The organism is Archangium lansingense, assembly GCF_026626635.1.
Classification (GTDB): Bacteria; Myxococcota; Myxococcia; order Myxococcales; family Myxococcaceae; genus Archangium; species Archangium lansingense.
The window spans coordinates 10,965,538-10,981,338 of sequence record NZ_JAPNKA010000001.1 but is presented as its reverse complement, the minus strand read 5'-3'; the positions used below and the strand labels follow the sequence as shown (position 1 = coordinate 10,981,338).

Here is a 15,801-nt window from a genome sequence, read left to right as displayed (position 1 = left end):
CTGCCTCGTTCCGCCCTGTGGTACGGGAGTCTCATGCGCTCCTCGCCCGAGACCCCCACGTCCTCCTCCGTGTCCCAGGGCCGTCCGCGCCGTCGTTGGCTGCGCAGGCTGCTATGGATGGGACTCGGGCTCGCCTTCCTGCTGGCCACCGGCACGGTGTACCAGGCCGTGTCCGCCGCGGCGGATGCACGCAACTTTCCCCCTCCAGGGCGGATGGTGGACGTAGGGGGCCACCGGCTGCACCTGCACTGCATCGGCGAGGGCCGCCCCACCGTGGTGTTGGAGACGGGCGCCAATGGCATGTCCTCGGGCTGGGCCTGGGTTCAGCCCGAGGTGGCGAAGGCCACGCGCGTCTGCTCGTACGACCGGGCGGGGACTGCTTGGAGCGAGCCGGGCCAGCAGCCCCACGATGCGGCGCACGTCGCCGAGCAGCTCCACACCCTGCTCGCCAACGCGGGTGAGTCGGGTCCCTTCGTCCTCGTGGGGCACTCGCTGGGCGGGCTCTTCGTGCGCCTCTACGCGGACCGCTACCCGGGGGAGGTCGCCGGAATGGTGCTGCTGGATGCCTCCCACCCGGACCAGATGCAGCGGCTGCCTCAGTCCGCCAGGACGCAGCTCGAGGTGGGCATGAAGGTGATGGCGATTGCGCCCGCGCTCATCCAGGTGGGCCTGGCACGCGCCACGGGTCTCTTCGCCGCGATTGGGCGGGGGCTGCCCGAGCGGGCCTTCGCGGAAGTCGCGGCCTTCGCCTCCACGCCCCAGCACCTGGCGGCCGCGCATGCCGAGATGCTGGTCTGGGAGGACACCGTGGCCCAGGTCCGCGCCACCCGGAACCTCGGGGAGCTGCCCCTGCTGGTGGTGAGCGCGGGCTCGACGGCGGGGGCGGGGGAGGAGCTTCTCCCAGCGTTCCACGCCATGCACCGGGAGATGGTCGCGCTCTCCTCCCGCGGCGAGTACCGCCTCATCTCCGAGGCCAACCACATCTCGTTGGTGACGGATGCGTCTCATGCCCGGCAGACGAGCGCCGCCATCCTCGACGTGGTGAACAAGGTGCGCGCCTCGTCGAAGGCCGAAGCGGTCTCACCCTGAGCACTCCTGCGCCGCGCGTTGTTCCGGGCCACCGGGCAATCTGCTACGTGGCTCCGAGGCCATGGGCGCATCCTCCACTGAAGCTGTCTCTCCTCGTCAGGCGTCGCTCGGCCCCGTCTACGCCGCGCTGCTCGTTCAGGTGTTGATCAACACGGGCACGTACCTCGCCGGTAAGCGGGCCATGGAGGAGCTGCCGCCCGTCACCGTGGTGCTCTGGCGCTTCCTCCTCAGTGCCACCGTCTTCTGCCTGTTGCTCGTCTTCACGCCCGGCCCCAAGTTGCCGCCGCGCTCCGAGTGGCTCCGTGTGCTGATGCTCGGCCTGCTCGCGGGCCCCATCAACCAGATGCTGTTCTTCTACGGCCTGTCTCACTCCACCGCGGCCCACGCGGCACTGCTCTATGCGCTCACTCCGCTCGGCGTGTACCTGGTGAGTCTCGCGCGTGGGCACGAGCTGCCTTCGCTTCGCGCCACGCTCGGCATTCTGACCGCGCTCGGTGGTGTGGTGGTCCTGTTGCTCGGACGCGGACTGGCCTCGGCGCGTGGCACGCTCATGGGCGACCTCCTCATCCTCGCGGCTGTGAGCGCCTGGGTTGTTTACACCACCGAGGGCAAGCCCTTCGCCGCTGCCCACGGCCCCGTGCGCTCCACCGCGTGGAGCATGGTGGCCGCCGCCCTGCTCCTGGTGCCTGTCACTCCCTTCGCGCTGGCTCCCTCTCGCACCTTCTCCGCCAGCATTCCCGCGCTCGGCAGCATCGCGTACCTGGCCATCCTGACGTCCGTGGTCGCGTACCTCATCTGGTACTACGCCCTGTCCAAGGTGCCCGCCTCCCGCGTGGCTGTCTTCTCCAACCTGCAGCCCGCTACTACCGCCATCGCCGCCTGGTTGTTGCTCGGCGAGTCGCTCCACTGGGGGCTCGCTCTCGGCGGAGTGTTGGTGATTTTTGGCGTGCGGCTGACGCAGAGCGCTCCCCTCACGCCGGTGCGGTCGCAGGCCGTGGAACTCGTCGAGGCTTCGCTCTCGCACGGAGCCCATGCTGGGCGCTCGGGTAGACCCTCTCCCTGACCCTCTCCCAAAGGGAGAGGGGATTGACGCGGACTCAACCCGGGCTCTCGATACCCTCACCCCGTCCCTCTCCCGAGGGGAGAGGGGAGATCAGCCCTCGTTGGGATCCCAGTCCGAGATGTCCTTCTTCTTCGGCTCCGGCGGCGGTGCCGGCCGCAGTGGCTCCGTTCTCTTCGGTGCCGGTTTGGGCGCGGGCTCCGGCTCGGGTTCGGGCTCCTCCGCTGCCTCCGGCTCCGGTTCGGCATCGTCGAAGACGCGCATGTCTCCGCTCTTCGCGGACGCCCGCTTTACCTCGCCCGTCGGCTTCGACTTCGACGCGGGCCGGGTCTCGGGCGCTGGTTCGGGTTCTGCCTTCAGCTCGGGCTCTGGTTCCGGCGCGGGCTCCGGCTCCTTCTCTTCGGCCGACTCCGTTTCGGCGGCGGGTTCCGATTCCGCGGCCCGGTAAACCCCACGGCGCACCCCGTCCCGGGGGGGCTCGGGGCGCGAGGCTGGTGTCTCGCTGTCCCTTTCGGGCGCGTCATAGCCCGTGTCCCGGAGCGAGTAGTGTTGCGTGGTGCACTCCGCCTGCTCCTTGTCACAGCCCTGGATGCACAGGCTGAGCTGGCGGTACTTCGTCGTGCTGCCACCGTAGTCGATGGTGCAGTCCTCGCGGCAGGTCTGGAAGTCCTCACGGCACCCCACGGGGACGGTGCGGTCGGGACCAGCGGCGAGCGTCAGGAGGACGACGAGCGGTAACGAATGCATGGTGGAGGGGAAGGCTAGCAGGCATCTCGCCCTTCGGGGATGCCGCCCCAGCTAAGAGCAGGCAAGGGAGGGAGCGGCGAGTGCCTGGCTGCTCTCATGCTGCACGAAGACTCACCCGTGCCCACCTTCCAGGCTTCAATCCGGGACAGCACGGGGGAGGGAATGCCGTTCCGCAAGCCCAAGCACCTGACATGGCGTGAGTTGGGCCGGCGCCTCTGGGTGGAGCTCGAAGAGGACGCCATCACCGAGTGCGCCGCGCAGCTCGCCTTCTACTTCCTCTTCGCCCTCTTCCCCTTCCTCTTCTTCCTCGTGACGCTCGCGGCCTACCTGCCGTTCGCCCCGGGCGCCGTGGACACCATGATGGAGCGGCTCGGCCCGCTCATGCCCGAAGAGGCCCTGCAGGTGGTGCAGGGACACCTCCAGTCGCTCGTCCAGGACACTCAGCCCCGCCTCATCACCCTGGGTTTCCTGGTGGCGCTCTGGACGGCCTCGCGTGGCGTGGATGCGTTCCGCCGCGCGCTCAACCTCGCCTATGACGTCCCCGAATACCGGCCCTTCTGGAAGACCCAGGGGCTCGCCATCCTCATGACCGTGGCGGGCTCGCTGCTCATCCCCCTCGCCTTTGCCCTCTTCCTGCTGGGCGGCCAGGTGGGCGAGTGGATCGCCGGGCGCCTTCACTTCCTCAACGTCTACTACGCCATCTGGTACTGGCTGCGCTGGCCCTTCACCGCGGGCCTCGTCATGCTGGCGCTGGCGCTGTGCTACTGGCGCCTGCCCGCCGTCCGGCACCGCTACAAGTTCCTCTCTCCCGGCGCGCTGCTCGCCACCGTGCTGTGGTTGCTCACCACCTGGGGCTTCACGCAGTACGTCGAGCACTTCGGCCGCTACAACGTCACCTATGGCTCCATCGGCGGTGTCGTCGTGCTGCTGCTGTGGCTCTACCTCACGGGCCTCATCTTCATCCTCGGCGGCGAGGTGAATGCTGTCCTCGAGCACGCCGAAGCCGAGGCTGCCGAGGCCGCTGGAAAGCCTCCACCCATCGAGGCCCCCCACCTCAAGAGCGCTCCCTCTGGCACCCGCTCGGGGAGGGAGCGACTCGCCTTCTGGCGTTGGCGCCGGCGCATGGCCGAGCGCGCCTCGCCCGAGGTCCTTCCTCCCGCCGAGGTCCACGACTCCCCCAGCGACGGAACTCGCAAGGAGGAGCCGGGACAGCACTCCTCCCTGCACTGACCGCCAGGCGGCCTACTGCTTCAGGCGCGCCTTGATGGGGGCCAGACGCTCCGTGCCCGCGTTCGAGCCCGACAGGTTGTTCTTCGCGATGTAGCTGTTGAGGTGCTGCACGCGGTCCGCGCTCGGCGGGTGCGTGCTCAGCCACTTCATGAAGCCCGGCGCCTTGCCCTCGGCCGACGCCAGCTTCTGGAAGAAGCTCACCAGCCCGCGCGGATCATAGCCCGCCGCCGAGACGTACTTCGCGCCCAGCTCGTCCGCCTCCGTCTCGTTGCTGCGGCTGAACGCCAGCCCCGCGCCGGTGCCCGCCAGGCTCGCGGCGATTGCCGCCGCCGTCTTCGTGTCCTTCCCGAGCGCCGCCTCGATGACCGCCTGCTGACCGTACTGGAGCATCAGCGCCTGCGCCGAGTGCCGGCCCGTCACGTGTGCGGCCTCGTGCCCCAGCACTCCGGCCAGCTCCGCCTCGTTGTCCGCCGCCAGCAGCAGGCCCGTGTACACATACAGGTAGCCGCCCGGCGTGGCGAACGCGTTCACCGTCTTCGGGTCATCGATGACGTTCACCTTCCACTTCACGCCCGCCCGGTCCCGGTTCGCCGCCTGGAGGATGGGCGTGGACACGCTGCGCACGTACTCCACCACCACCGTGTCCTCGACGTACTTGATCTTCTCCTTCTCCTCGAGCTCCTTCTTCACCTGCTTGCCGAGCTCCGCCTCCTGCTCATCGGAGATGAACAGCGCCGCCGCCGTGCGTCCCACGTTGATCTTCTTGGCCGAGGCGCAACCCGTCGTGAACCCCATCGCCAGCGAGAGGGTCATGACCACCGAGAGAATCCGCTTCATGCATCGCCTTCCTTGTCTGGTGCTGCCGGGTGACCCGGCGTCGTACTCAGCGTCCGGGGACTCGGCAAGCGCTCATGCTGAGAGTGCCTGGATGGGACGATCCCCTGGGGACGGATATGCACTGCGCGGAGCAGCCGTCCCGGCGGGCCCCCGGCCGTGAGCGAGGAGTGCCTTGCCGCCCTGCCGGGCGCTACGGAGCTTAGGAGATGGCGCCCCTCCGGGTGCCAGGGAGGCCCCACATGTCTCGTCCCGTCTGGACCGGTGCCCTCGGTTTCGGGCACGTGCACGTCCCGGTGCGGCTCTATGGCGCCGTGTTGCCCCGGCAGGTGCAGTTCCATCTCCTTCACGACGCGGACGGTGCCCGCATCCAGCAGAAACGGGTGTGCTCGGACGATGGTGAGGAGGTGCCCTTCGAGCACGTGGTGAAGGGCTATGAGATTCGCCCCGGACATTACGTCGAAGTGACGCGCGGCGAGCTCGAGGCCTTCGACCCCCAGGCCAGCCGCGCTGTCGACCTGGAGGACTTCATCGAGCTGTCGGAGATCGATCCCATCCTCTTCGACACCACCTACCACGTGATGCCGGGGGAGCAGGCCTTACGGCCCTTCGCCACCCTGGCCATGGCGCTGCGAGCCTCGCGCCGTGCCGGTATTGGGCGGCTGGTGATGAACCTCAAGGGGCACTTGTGCGTCGTGTGGCCGCATGGGCGGGGCCTCGTCCTCTCCACCTTGCACTATGCGGACGAGTTCATCTCCCAGGAGAGCTACCCCGAGCTGTCCGTCCCAGCGCCCCGGCCTGTCGAGACCGAAGTGGAGGCCGTGCTGCGTGCCATCGAGGCCCGCACCGTCCCCTTCGAGCCTCAGCGCTACCACGACACGCACCGCGAGCGGCTGCTCGGTTTCCTCGAGCGGCGCGCTCGGACACACGGCACCCGTGAGGTGCCTCCCGAGGCCCCGGCGCCCGAGGAGGAAGAGGTGCCTCGTGCCAGCCGGGAGGGCAGGGGGGCTGGGCGCGGTGCGGGGCGGGAGATGGCCACCCGGGGGAGTCTGCGTGTGCGCCAGCAGGCCGCCCGCGAGGCGAGGAAACGGACTCCCCGCAAGAAGAAGACCTAGCCTTCCAAACGACAACGGCGGATGGGCCCAAGCCCACCCGCCGTCGCAACGTCACTGACGAGCAGTCCTGAAGCGCTACTTCTTCAGGCGCGCCTCGCAGGCGTCGAAGTCGATGTTCTGGAAGTAGGCGTCCACGTACTTGGCGCGCTCGAACGGCTTGTAGTCCGGCACGAAGGCGTGCTCCCACGCGTCCATGACGATGATGGGCGTGTAGCCGGCGATGTTGCCGTTCTCGTGCAGGGTGATCCAGTGGTTGGAGAGCCAGCCGGTGCGCGGATCCTGGAAGGTGACGGCCCAGCCGATGCCCGGCGAGGTGCCCACGGCCTTGAAGTCCGTCAGCCAGTTCTCATAGGAGCCGAAGCTCTGCTCCATGGCCTGCTTCAGCTTGCCGCCCGGCGCGGAGGAGCCGCCCGGCTTCATGTTGCCGAAGTAGTACTCGTGCAGGACCATGCCGTTGTACTCGAAGCCCATCCGGCGGGTCATCTCGGCGTAGGCCGGGTTGGAGCCAGCGGCCTCGCCCTTGGCCTGCATGCCGGAGAGCAGCTCGGTCAGCTTGTTGGTGCGGTTGACGTAGCCCTCGTACAGCTTGAAGTGCGACTCGAGCACCGCGTCGCTGATGCCCTTGAGCCCCTTGAGGTGGGTGAACTGCATGGGCGTGTACTTCTTCTGGATGTCGGCCATGTGGGGGCCTCCGGATGGGGAGAAGTAGCGTTGTGGAAAGGCGTCCCTTCTACCCGACCGGGACACCGCGTTCCGGAAGTTGTTTCGCGCAGATGTGCGGGCGGCAACAAGTAAGAAATGCGTATGGCGTGCGCATGGTGTTATGCCGCACACCCGCATGCCCGAGCTTCCGGAAGTCGAAATCGCCCGGCGCAACCTCGTCCATTGGCTGGACGGTCGTCGCGTGGTACGGGCCGAGGCAGAGGCCTCCCGGGTCTTCCGCGGGGCCCGCCGAGAGGACTTCGCCCTGCTCCGGGGCCGCCTGGAGTCTTTGGAGCGGCGCGGCAAGTACCTCCTCTTCACCTTCGAGGGGGGTAGGGGGCTCATGGCGCACCTGGGCATGACGGGCCGCTTCGTCCGCCGCCCCGAGGGCATTCCCGTCCCCTATAGCCGGGCCCGCTTCCACCTCGACTCCGGCGACGTCCTCCACTTCGCCGACTCGCGCCTCTTCGGCCGCATGGAGCCGTGCGCCGCCTCGCGCCTGCACGAGCTGGACGCAGTGAAGGAACTGGGTCGCGACCCGCTCGCCGATGGCCTCACCGCTGCTCAGCTCCAGGAGGCCGTGGCCCCCTCCCGCCAGGAGCTCAAGGTGGCCCTGATGGACCAGGGCCGCGTGACGGGGCTGGGCAACATCCATGCCGCCGAGGCGCTCTACCGCGCCGGCCTCCACCCCGCGCGCAAGCCCGGCTCGCTCGCCCCCGAGGAGTGGCAGCGGCTGGCGGACGCCATCCACGCCTCCATTACCTTTGGCCTCGAGGAGCAGCAGGGCGAGGAGCCCGCGTACCTGGAGGACGGCGCGGAGAACCGTTTTCTCGTCTACGGCCGTGCCGGGACGGCCTGCGCCCAGTGCGGGACGACCGTGCAGTCCTTCACCCAGGGAGGCCGCACCACCCATTGCTGTCCTCAGTGCCAACCGAAGCACCCTGGCCGTAAACCCCCGGACGGACGGCGGAAGACACCTTCTCGCCGTCGTTGACACCCCCTGCCGGGTCCGCTTGACTCGCCCGCCCTTTGCACCTGCCGCACTCGCGCGGCCTTGGAGAAGAATCCCCTATGTCGTCCAACGCCCTGCTGGCGGCGCTGCTCGTCGCCTCCGCCACGGCCACCGCCCAGACGCCCGCGCCCCAGTCCGGGTCGCCGGCTCCCGCCCAGGAGAATGCCGCTCCCGCCACCCCGGAGGGCGCTGACTCCACTGAGGAGCGCATCCGCCAGGAGGTGGAGAAGCGCGTGGAGGCCGCCAAGCAGGAGATGCGCGAGGAGATCCGCGCCCAGCTCGCCACCCAGTCGCTCGCCACCGACTGGCAAGAGGAGTGGGTCGAGGAGAAGCGCAAGCTGGAGGTCTTCACCATGGACGGCTACTACCGTCTGCGGCCCAACCTCTACTACCAGTTCGGCCTCGGCAAGATCGAGGGACGCCGGCTCTTCCCCTCGCCCCGGGGTGCGGAGAAGACCCAGTCGGGCGCCGACATGCGCCTGCGGCTGGAGCCCACCTTCAACATCTCCGAGGAGGTGCGCATCAAGACCCAGTTCGACGTGCTGGACAACGTCCTGCTGGGCTCCACGCCCTCGCGCAGCTTCCCGGATGACGGCTTCTACGTCTTCGACATCTTCAATGATGGGCAGACGTCGCCCAAGTCGGCCATCAACGCCCTGCGCGACTCCCTCTCGGTGCGCGAGCTCTACGGCGAGGTGTCCACGCCGGTGGGTCTGCTGCGCTTTGGCCGCATGACCGCGAACTGGGGCCTGGGCATCCTGCGCAACGACGGCAACTGCCTGGAGTGCGACTACGGCGACGTGGTGGACCGCGTCATGTTCGTCACCGAGCCCTTCGACGGCTTCTACGTGACGCCCATGTTCGAGTTCAACTCGGAGGGCCAGTACGCCTACCCCAATGGCCAGCAGAGCCAGCCGGTGGACCTCTCCAACGCGGACGACAGCAACAGCTGGGTGCTGGCCGTGGCGCGCCGGGACACGCCGCAGGAAGTGAAGGCCAAGCTGGACAACAACCAGGGCGTGCTCAACTACGGTTTGCACTTCAGCTGGCGCAACCAGCGCTACGCGTCCGCTGGCCTCTACAGCAGCCCGCCCGTGCCCAACCCGGACGGCTCGGTGGGGCCCTCCCAGGGCTACGTCCGGCGCGACGCGACGCTCTACATCCCGGATGTGTGGCTGCGCTACGAGGAACGCGACTTCCGCGTGGAGTTCGAGCTGGCCGCCTACCTGGGGCAGATCAACAACCGGGCGCAGACGCCGGCCGATCAGGACATCCCCGACCTCAACCAGTCGCTGCAGGTGGTGTCCTTCGGCGGCGCGGCGGTGGGCGAGTACCGGCTGCTCAACGGGCAGCTCAACCTCCAGCTCGAGCTGGGCTTCGCCTCGGGTGACCGGGCGCCGGGCTTCGGCGCCTATCCGGGCCAGCAGGGCAGTGGTTCGGGCGGCTTCACCCAGGCGGGTGATTCGGATGGCCCTCAGTTCAGGTGCGGCACCGGCGGCTGCAGCGACAGCGCCATCCGCAACTTCCGCTTCAACCGCGCCTACCGCGTGGACAACATCCTGTGGCGCGAGCTCATCGGTACCGTCACCGACACCGTCTACGCCAAGCCCACCATCCGCTACTCGCTCACCCAGGGCTTCGACCTCTTCGGCAGCGTCATCTACTCGCAGGCCATCTACGCCGAGTCCACGCCGTCCTTCACCGAGCGGATGCTGGGCATCGAGACGAACCTGGGCGCCCGCTACGAGACGGAGGATGGCTTCGTGGCTCGCGTGGACTGGTCCGTGCTCTTCCCGCTCGGCGGTCTGCAGGAGAACCTCGAGGAGAACCGGCGGGAGCTGGCCACGGCTCACGCCATCCGCGGCACGCTGGGCATCCGCTTCTAAGGAGGCGCGATGCTCCGGCCGCGCGGTCTCATCGTGTTGCTCGGGGCGTTGGGCGTGGCGGCCTGCGGTATCAAGGGGCCGCCTCGGCCACCCTCAGCCCCCCAGGAGACGCAGCAGCCGCCGCGCGAGGAGCCGCGCGGCCCGCAGTCTCCGCAGACTTCCCCACCTGACGCTGGGACACCGTGAATCACTTCAGCTATCGCAAGCGCGTCCTGCACGCCGAGGACGTGCCGCTGCCGGCCATCGCCGATGCGGTGGGCACCCCTGTCTACGTCTACTCCACCGCCACGCTGCGCCGGCACTTCCAGGTGGTGACGGAGGCCTTCGGCTCGCACCCGCACCTGGTGTGCTACGCGGTGAAGGCCAACTCCACCCTGGCCGTGCTGCGGCTGCTGGCCGAGGAGGGCAGTGGCTTCGACATCGTCTCGGGCGGAGAGCTGGCTCGCGTGAAGGCGGCCGGTGGCCAGCCGGGCAAGACGGTGTTCGCCGGAGTGGGGAAGACGGCCGACGAGATGGCCCAGGCCCTCTCCGCCGGCATCCTCTTCTTCAACGTGGAGAGCCCCGAGGAGCTGGAGCTGCTCGACGCCGTGGGCCGCGCCCAGGGCAAGCGCGCTCCCTTCGCCTTGCGTGTCAATCCCAACGTGGATGCACGCACCCACCGTCACATCGCCACCGGCCTGAAGACGTCCAAGTTCGGCGTCCCTTTCGAGGACACGGTGGCCCTCTACGCCCGCGCCAAGAAGATGAAGGGCCTCCAGGCGGTGGGCGTGGACTGCCACATCGGCTCTCAGATTACGCGCACCGCGCCCTTCAAGGCCGCGCTCACCAAGATGGCCGGGCTCTACAAGGAGCTGAAGGCCCAGGGGCACGCGCTGCGGTACCTGGACATCGGCGGTGGCCTGGGCATCACCTACACCGAGGAGACGCCTCCCACCCCCGCCGAGTACGCGCGCACCGCCATCTCCGCGGTGGGCGACATTGACGCCACCCTCATCTTCGAGCCGGGCCGTCTGCTGGTGGGCAATGCCGGCGTGCTCGTCACCCGCGTGCTCTTCCGCAAGGAGACGCCGGCCCGCCAGTTCGTGGTGGTGGACGCGGGCATGAACGACCTGATGCGCCCCGCCCTCTATGACGCCCACCATGGACTGCAGCCAGTCGTTCAGCGGCGCGGTAAGGAGGTGGAGGTGGACGTGGTGGGTCCGGTGTGCGAGTCCACCGACGTGCTGGCCCGCCAGCGCAAGCTGGTGCTCCCCCAGCAGGGCGAGCTGTACGCGCTGATGACCGCCGGGGCCTACGGCATGAGCATGGCCTCCAACTACAACTCGCGGCCCCGGCCGGCCGAGGTGTTGGTGGACGGGGACGCCTGGCGGGTGGTTCGCGAGCGGGAGAGCGTCGAGGACCTCTGGCGCGGCGAGCGGCCCTGAACATATAAGCCGCTGCATGAGGACTTTCGAAGGCTCGATGACCGCGCTCGCCACTCCCTTCCGGGAGGGAGCGTTCGATGAGGCTTCCTACCGTGCGCTCGTCCGGCAGCAGATCTCCGGCGGGACGAACGTGCTCATCCCCGTGGGCACGACGGGCGAGGCGGTGACGATGTCCGCCGAGGAGCGCTTCCGCACCATCCGCGTGGCGGTGGAGGAGGCCAAGGGCCGAGTGCCGGTGGTGGCCGGTGTCGGCTCCAACAGCACCGCGGAGACGCTCGAGAACGTGAAGCGTGCCCGCGAGGCCGGTGCGGAAGGCTCGCTCATCGTCACGCCGTACTACAACAAGCCCACCCAGGCGGGCCTGGTGGAGCACTTCAAGGCGGTGGCGAAGGCCCACCCCGGCTTCCCCATCATCGCCTACAACGTGCCGGGCCGTACTGGCGTGGACCTGCTGCCAGAGACGGCGCTGCGGCTGTGCGACTTCCCCGAGGTGGTGGCCATCAAGGAGGCCACGGGGAACATGGCCCGCGCGGTGGACCTGATGGAGAAGTGCGGCGAGCGGCTGACGCTCCTGTCCGGTGATGACTTCACCGTGCTGCCCTTCATCGCCTGCGGCGGCAAGGGCGTCATCTCCGTGTCCTCCAACGTGGCCCCGCGCATGATGTCGGACCTGGTGGCCGCGGCGCGCGCCGGTGAGCTGGCCAAGGCGCGTGAGCTCCAGGTTCGGATGAACGAGCTGCACCGGCTGCTGTTCGTCGAGTCCAACCCCATCCCCGTGAAGTGGGCGCTGCACAAGATGGGACTGTTCGGACCGGAGCTGCGCCTGCCGCTCGTCCCCATGTCCGAGCCCAACGCGAAGAAGCTGGAGGCCGAGCTGCGCAAGCTGGGCCTCATTCAGGGGTGAACCCGGGATTGCGCTACACCCTCACCCCCGCCCTCTCCCAGAGGGAGAGGGACTGACTCAATCCCCTCTCCCTCTGGGAGAGGGACGGGGTGAGGGTTTCGAGGACACCATGATCCGCACCGTCATCACTGGAGTCACCGGCCGTATGGGCGGCACCCTGCTGCGCCTCGTCCGTGAGTCCCGGGACCTGGAGCTGGTTGGCGCCACCTCGCGCCAGCCCACCCGTCTGGAGACGCTCGGTGTCTCCGGGGGCGAGGACCTGGGCCGGGTGCTCGACACGGCGCGCGCCCAGGTGGTCATCGACTTCACCAGCGCGGAGGCCAGCGTGGTCCACGCGCGCCAATGTGCCGAGCGCGGCGTGGCCATGGTCATCGGCTCCACGGGCTTCACCCCCGAGACCCGCGCCGAGGTGGCCTCCAGCGCGAAGTCCATCCCCGTGGTGCTCGCCCCCAACACCTCCGTGGGCGTGAACGTGGTCATCCGCATGGCCGCCGAGCTCGCCCGCGTGCTGGGCGAGGGCTACGACGTGGAGGTGCTCGAGGCGCACCACCGCATGAAGAAGGACGCGCCCTCGGGCACGGCGCTCAAGCTGGCCGAGGTGCTCGCCTCGGCGCTGGGCCGGAGCCAGGAGGACCTGACCTTCGCCCGGCATGGACAGATTGGGGCGCGCCCGAAGCAGGAGATTGGCGTGCAGACGCTGCGCGGCGGGGACGTCGTGGGCGAGCACACCGTGTATTACTTCGGCGAGGGCGAGCGCATCGAGCTGACCCACCGGGCCACCAACCGGGACCAGTTTGGCCTCGGGGCGCTGCGGGCCGCGCGCTGGGTGACGGGCCGCTCGCCGGGGCTCTACGACATGGCCGACGTGCTCGGCTTCCAGAGGTCGTCATGACGACGCGGTATTGCCGTTTCCAGCATGAGGGCCGTGCACATCACGGCCGCATCGAGGGTGAAGAAGTCGTGGTGCTCTCCGGCGCGCCGTGGGCCGGCGGAGAGGACACCGGCCGGCGCGTGGCACTGAGCGCGGTGTCGCTGCTGGTGCCCTCGGAGGCCTCCAAGGTGGTGTGCATCGGTCAGAACTACCGCAAGCACGCCGAGGAGATGGGCAAGCCCGTCCCGGCCGAGCCCCTCATCTTCATGAAGCCCTCCACCGCGCTCAACGCGCACCGCTCGCCCATCCAGATTCCCAAGGCGAGCCAGGAGGTGCATTACGAGGCGGAGCTGGGGCTCGTCATCGGCGAGCGGCTGAAGAACGCCGACGAGGCCACCGCGGCTCGCGCCATCTGGGGCTTCACCTGCATCAACGACGTGACGGCCCGCGACATCCAGCGCCGCGAGGTGCAGCACACCCGCGCCAAGAGCTACGACACCTTCGCCTGCGCAGGTCCGTGGATTGTCACTGGCTTGTCCGCGGCGGACCTGCGCATCCTCTGCCGGGTGAATGGTCAGGTGCGACAGGACAGCCGCACCTCCGACATGGTCTTCAGCCCCGCCCGCCTGGTGTCCTTCATCTCCCACATCATGACCCTCCTGCCAGGCGACCTGGTGAGCACGGGCACTCCCTCGGGAGTGGGCCGGCTGGTGGCCGGGGACGTGGTGGAAGTGGAGCTGGAGGGAATCGGAACGCTGGCCAATCTTGTTGAGATGGAGCCTTGAGCGCCACCGTCTATGTAGGGCTGGGCTCCAATGAGGGAGACCGCGAAGCCCATCTCGTCTCCGCCCTGGAGGCGATGTCCCGAATCGATGCAGTGGCGGTCCTGCACTGCTCGTCTCTCTTCGAGAGTGCGCCCGTGGGTCCGCCCCAGCCGCACTACCTCAACGCCGTTGTCGCGCTGGAGTGCACGCTGCCGCCTCAGCGGCTGCTGTGCATCCTCAAGCAGATAGAGCGCGACCTGGGCCGCCAGCACGGCGGTCCGCGTTGGGGACCACGTCCCATCGACCTGGACATCCTCCTGTGGGAGGGTGAGGTGGTGGCAGACCCCAATCTCCAAGTACCCCACCTGGAGCTGCACAAGCGCCGTTTCGCCCTGGAGCCGCTGTCCGAGCTCGCTCCCGATGCCGAGCACCCCGTGCTGGGCATGACGGTGATAGAGCTGCTCACCCAGCTCGCCCCTCAGGATGTGCGCCGGTGCGAGGCCACCTGGTGGCCCGAAACCCTTCTCCCGGTAACCGAGTGATGACCCTCTCCCTCGCCTTGACCGCCGCGGCCCTGCTCGCCGCTGAGCCCACCAACCTGCCCGCCGGTCACCCGACCCTCGGCTCGGAGTCCCAGCCCCCGGCCGCCACCTCGCAGGGCCTGCCCCCGGGTCACCCCACCTTCGGCTCGGGAGCGTCCGGCTCCGCGGCCCAGGGACCGATGCCCGAGGGGCACCCGCCGATGACGGGCCGGGTGCCGCCCACGGCGCAGGAGCTGCTGGAGCAGCTGGACGGGATGCAGGGCCTGCGCGAGCGGGAGAAGACGTTCGAGATCGCCTCGTCGCTGGGCAAGCTCTACTACACGAATGGCCGGGCGGCGGATGCCATCCCCTACTTCCTGCAGGCGGAGGAGAAGGGGAAGGCCACGCGCGAGCTCTTCCTGGCGCAGCGCAAGAAGCTGGGCAAGGCGGCGGTGCAGGGCCCCGCGGAGGCCAACTGCGGCTTCTCGGCGACGACGCCGGTGGAAGAGATGGCGGTGACGGCCCAGGAGCGCGCGAAGAAGGGCGACACCGCGGGAGCGGCGGCCTGTGCGCGCGCGGCGCTGGAGCCGGTGCTGGAGGTGGAGTCGATGCGCGCCAACGCGTTCTTCCTCTCCGGGGACGCGGCGGCGGCGCTGAAGACGTACGAGCGGGTGCTGGAGGTGTCGCCCACGTACGCGGACGCGCTCTTCGGGCGCTCGGCGCTGCTGTACGAGACGAAGGGCGAGGACCTGAAGGCGTTGCAGGCCGCGCACGAGGGCTTCGAGGCCTTCCTGGCAGCGCACCCGGACTCGCCGCGAGCGACGCTGGCGCGCAAGCTGGGCCGCATGACGGACGAGGCGGTGAAGGCCGGTGGCCTGCAGAAGTGGCAGGCCTCGCGCGCCGAGGACCGGAACATCCGGGCCTCGAAGCTGAACCTGTCGCCCAACCCGATGATGGCGCAGGGGCCGATGGCCGGTGGTGGCCTGCGTGGAGGCGGCCAGGCCGGACCGATGGCCGGTGGCGGTGACAACACGGCGGCGCCCACGGTCTCCCAGGAGACGATGCAGGCGATGCAGAACGTCGAGCGCACGCCGGAGTTCGAGGCCCAGCTCACGCAGACGGTGGAGCAGGGTGAGGAGCTGCTGGCGAAGGGCCGCTACGACGAGGCGCTGGCGGCGTACCGGCAGGTGATGCCGCTGCGGCCGGACGGGCGCGTGAAGGCGGGCCTGGCGTGGACGCTGGTGGGGCTGGGCAAGCCGACGGCGGACCGGGTGTGGGGTGTGGCGGTGAGCTCCGACCCCGCGGCGGTGGACCAGCTCGGCGAGACGCTGAAGGCCAAGGGCGACGCCAATGGCGCGAAGGCGCTCTGGACGAAGCTGGCGGCCTCGGCGCCGGACTACGCGGCCAAGGCCTCTTTGCAGGCCAAGCTGAGCCAGTAGCCCCCAACTCGCCAACAACCCCAACCTGCCAACAACCCCATCCCGCAAACAACCCCTCTCCCCTCGGGAGAGGGACGGGGTGAGGGTATCGAGGACCCCAGGTTGAGTCCCGAATCACCCCTCGGGTCAGCGACTGGAGCCGAGCCTCTCGTCGCACTTCCGTTGAAGAAGTGCGTTGAGACGGTGCCCAACCGCAGCGGTAG

General features: G+C 69.1%; 15 protein-coding genes. 12 read left to right on the top strand and 3 right to left on the bottom strand.

Annotated elements, in window-relative coordinates; translation table 11 throughout:
* The first annotated feature begins 33 nt into the window (after window positions 1–33).
* Complete coding sequence (locus OV287_RS43850; protein ID WP_267540009.1) at window positions 34–1,089, top strand: alpha/beta hydrolase; 1,056 nt, start codon at window positions 34–36, stop codon at window positions 1,087–1,089.
* A gap of 61 nt (window positions 1,090–1,150) precedes the next feature.
* Complete coding sequence (locus OV287_RS43845) at window positions 1,151–2,152, top strand: DMT family transporter (protein ID WP_267540008.1); 1,002 nt, start codon at window positions 1,151–1,153, stop codon at window positions 2,150–2,152.
* A gap of 90 nt (window positions 2,153–2,242) precedes the next feature.
* Here OV287_RS43845 and OV287_RS43840 read toward each other — a convergent pair whose 3' ends face one another.
* Complete coding sequence (locus OV287_RS43840; protein WP_267540007.1) at window positions 2,243–2,896, bottom strand: hypothetical protein; 654 nt, start codon at window positions 2,894–2,896, stop codon at window positions 2,243–2,245.
* Window positions 2,897–3,058: 162 nt separating this feature from the next.
* Between OV287_RS43840 and OV287_RS43835 the strand changes: the two genes are divergently transcribed.
* Window positions 3,059–4,126 carry a YihY/virulence factor BrkB family protein gene (locus OV287_RS43835; RefSeq protein ID WP_267542547.1) on the top strand — a complete coding sequence of 356 codons (1,068 nt, stop codon included), beginning with the start codon at window positions 3,059–3,061 and terminating at the stop codon, window positions 4,124–4,126.
* Between the two features lie 12 nt (window positions 4,127–4,138).
* On the opposite strand, the gene OV287_RS43830 is transcribed toward OV287_RS43835, so the two are convergent.
* Window positions 4,139–4,963 carry a M48 family metallopeptidase gene (locus OV287_RS43830; protein ID WP_267540006.1) on the bottom strand — a complete coding sequence of 275 codons (825 nt, stop codon included), beginning with the start codon at window positions 4,961–4,963 and terminating at the stop codon, window positions 4,139–4,141.
* Window positions 4,964–5,202: 239 nt separating this feature from the next.
* Here OV287_RS43830 and ku point away from each other — a divergent pair, with 239 nt between their 5' ends.
* Complete coding sequence (gene ku / locus OV287_RS43825) at window positions 5,203–6,075, top strand: non-homologous end joining protein Ku (protein ID WP_267540005.1); 873 nt, start codon at window positions 5,203–5,205, stop codon at window positions 6,073–6,075.
* A gap of 75 nt (window positions 6,076–6,150) precedes the next feature.
* Here the strand turns inward: ku and OV287_RS43820 are convergent, their stop codons facing one another.
* Window positions 6,151–6,756 carry a superoxide dismutase gene (locus OV287_RS43820; protein ID WP_267540004.1) on the bottom strand — a complete coding sequence of 202 codons (606 nt, stop codon included), beginning with the start codon at window positions 6,754–6,756 and terminating at the stop codon, window positions 6,151–6,153.
* 157 nt (window positions 6,757–6,913) lie between these two features.
* On the opposite strand from OV287_RS43820, the gene mutM reads away from it, so the two are divergent.
* From mutM to OV287_RS43775, 8 genes are all read left to right on the top strand, one after another.
* Window positions 6,914–7,771, top strand: coding sequence for a bifunctional DNA-formamidopyrimidine glycosylase/DNA-(apurinic or apyrimidinic site) lyase (gene mutM, locus OV287_RS43815; RefSeq protein ID WP_267540003.1), 858 nt, complete (start codon window positions 6,914–6,916; stop codon window positions 7,769–7,771).
* Window positions 7,772–7,848: 77 nt separating this feature from the next.
* On the top strand, window positions 7,849–9,675 hold the full coding sequence (locus tag OV287_RS43810; protein ID WP_308809788.1) for a TIGR04551 family protein: 1,827 nt from the start codon (window positions 7,849–7,851) through the stop codon (window positions 9,673–9,675).
* Window positions 9,676–9,857: 182 nt separating this feature from the next.
* Window positions 9,858–11,099, top strand: a complete 1,242-nt coding sequence (gene lysA, locus OV287_RS43800; RefSeq protein WP_267540001.1) for a diaminopimelate decarboxylase — start codon at window positions 9,858–9,860, stop codon at window positions 11,097–11,099.
* Window positions 11,100–11,115: 16 nt separating this feature from the next.
* Window positions 11,116–12,003 carry a 4-hydroxy-tetrahydrodipicolinate synthase gene (gene dapA / locus OV287_RS43795; protein ID WP_267540000.1) on the top strand — a complete coding sequence of 296 codons (888 nt, stop codon included), beginning with the start codon at window positions 11,116–11,118 and terminating at the stop codon, window positions 12,001–12,003.
* 109 nt (window positions 12,004–12,112) lie between these two features.
* Entirely contained in the window at window positions 12,113–12,895 is a 783-nt protein-coding gene (gene dapB, locus OV287_RS43790) for a 4-hydroxy-tetrahydrodipicolinate reductase (RefSeq protein ID WP_267539999.1), read from the top strand.
* Window positions 12,892–13,659: a fumarylacetoacetate hydrolase family protein gene (locus OV287_RS43785; RefSeq protein WP_267539998.1), complete on the top strand. Its 768-nt coding sequence runs from the start codon at window positions 12,892–12,894 to the stop codon at window positions 13,657–13,659. Before dapB ends, OV287_RS43785 begins: the two co-directional genes overlap by 4 nt.
* Window positions 13,656–14,180 carry a 2-amino-4-hydroxy-6-hydroxymethyldihydropteridine diphosphokinase gene (gene folK / locus OV287_RS43780; protein ID WP_267539997.1) on the top strand — a complete coding sequence of 175 codons (525 nt, stop codon included), beginning with the start codon at window positions 13,656–13,658 and terminating at the stop codon, window positions 14,178–14,180. The genes OV287_RS43785 and folK overlap by 4 nt, the downstream gene beginning before the upstream one ends.
* Window positions 14,180–15,598, top strand: a complete 1,419-nt coding sequence (locus tag OV287_RS43775; protein WP_267539996.1) for a tetratricopeptide repeat protein — start codon at window positions 14,180–14,182, stop codon at window positions 15,596–15,598. The genes folK and OV287_RS43775 overlap by 1 nt, the downstream gene beginning before the upstream one ends.
* Window positions 15,599–15,801 lie beyond the last annotated feature (203 nt).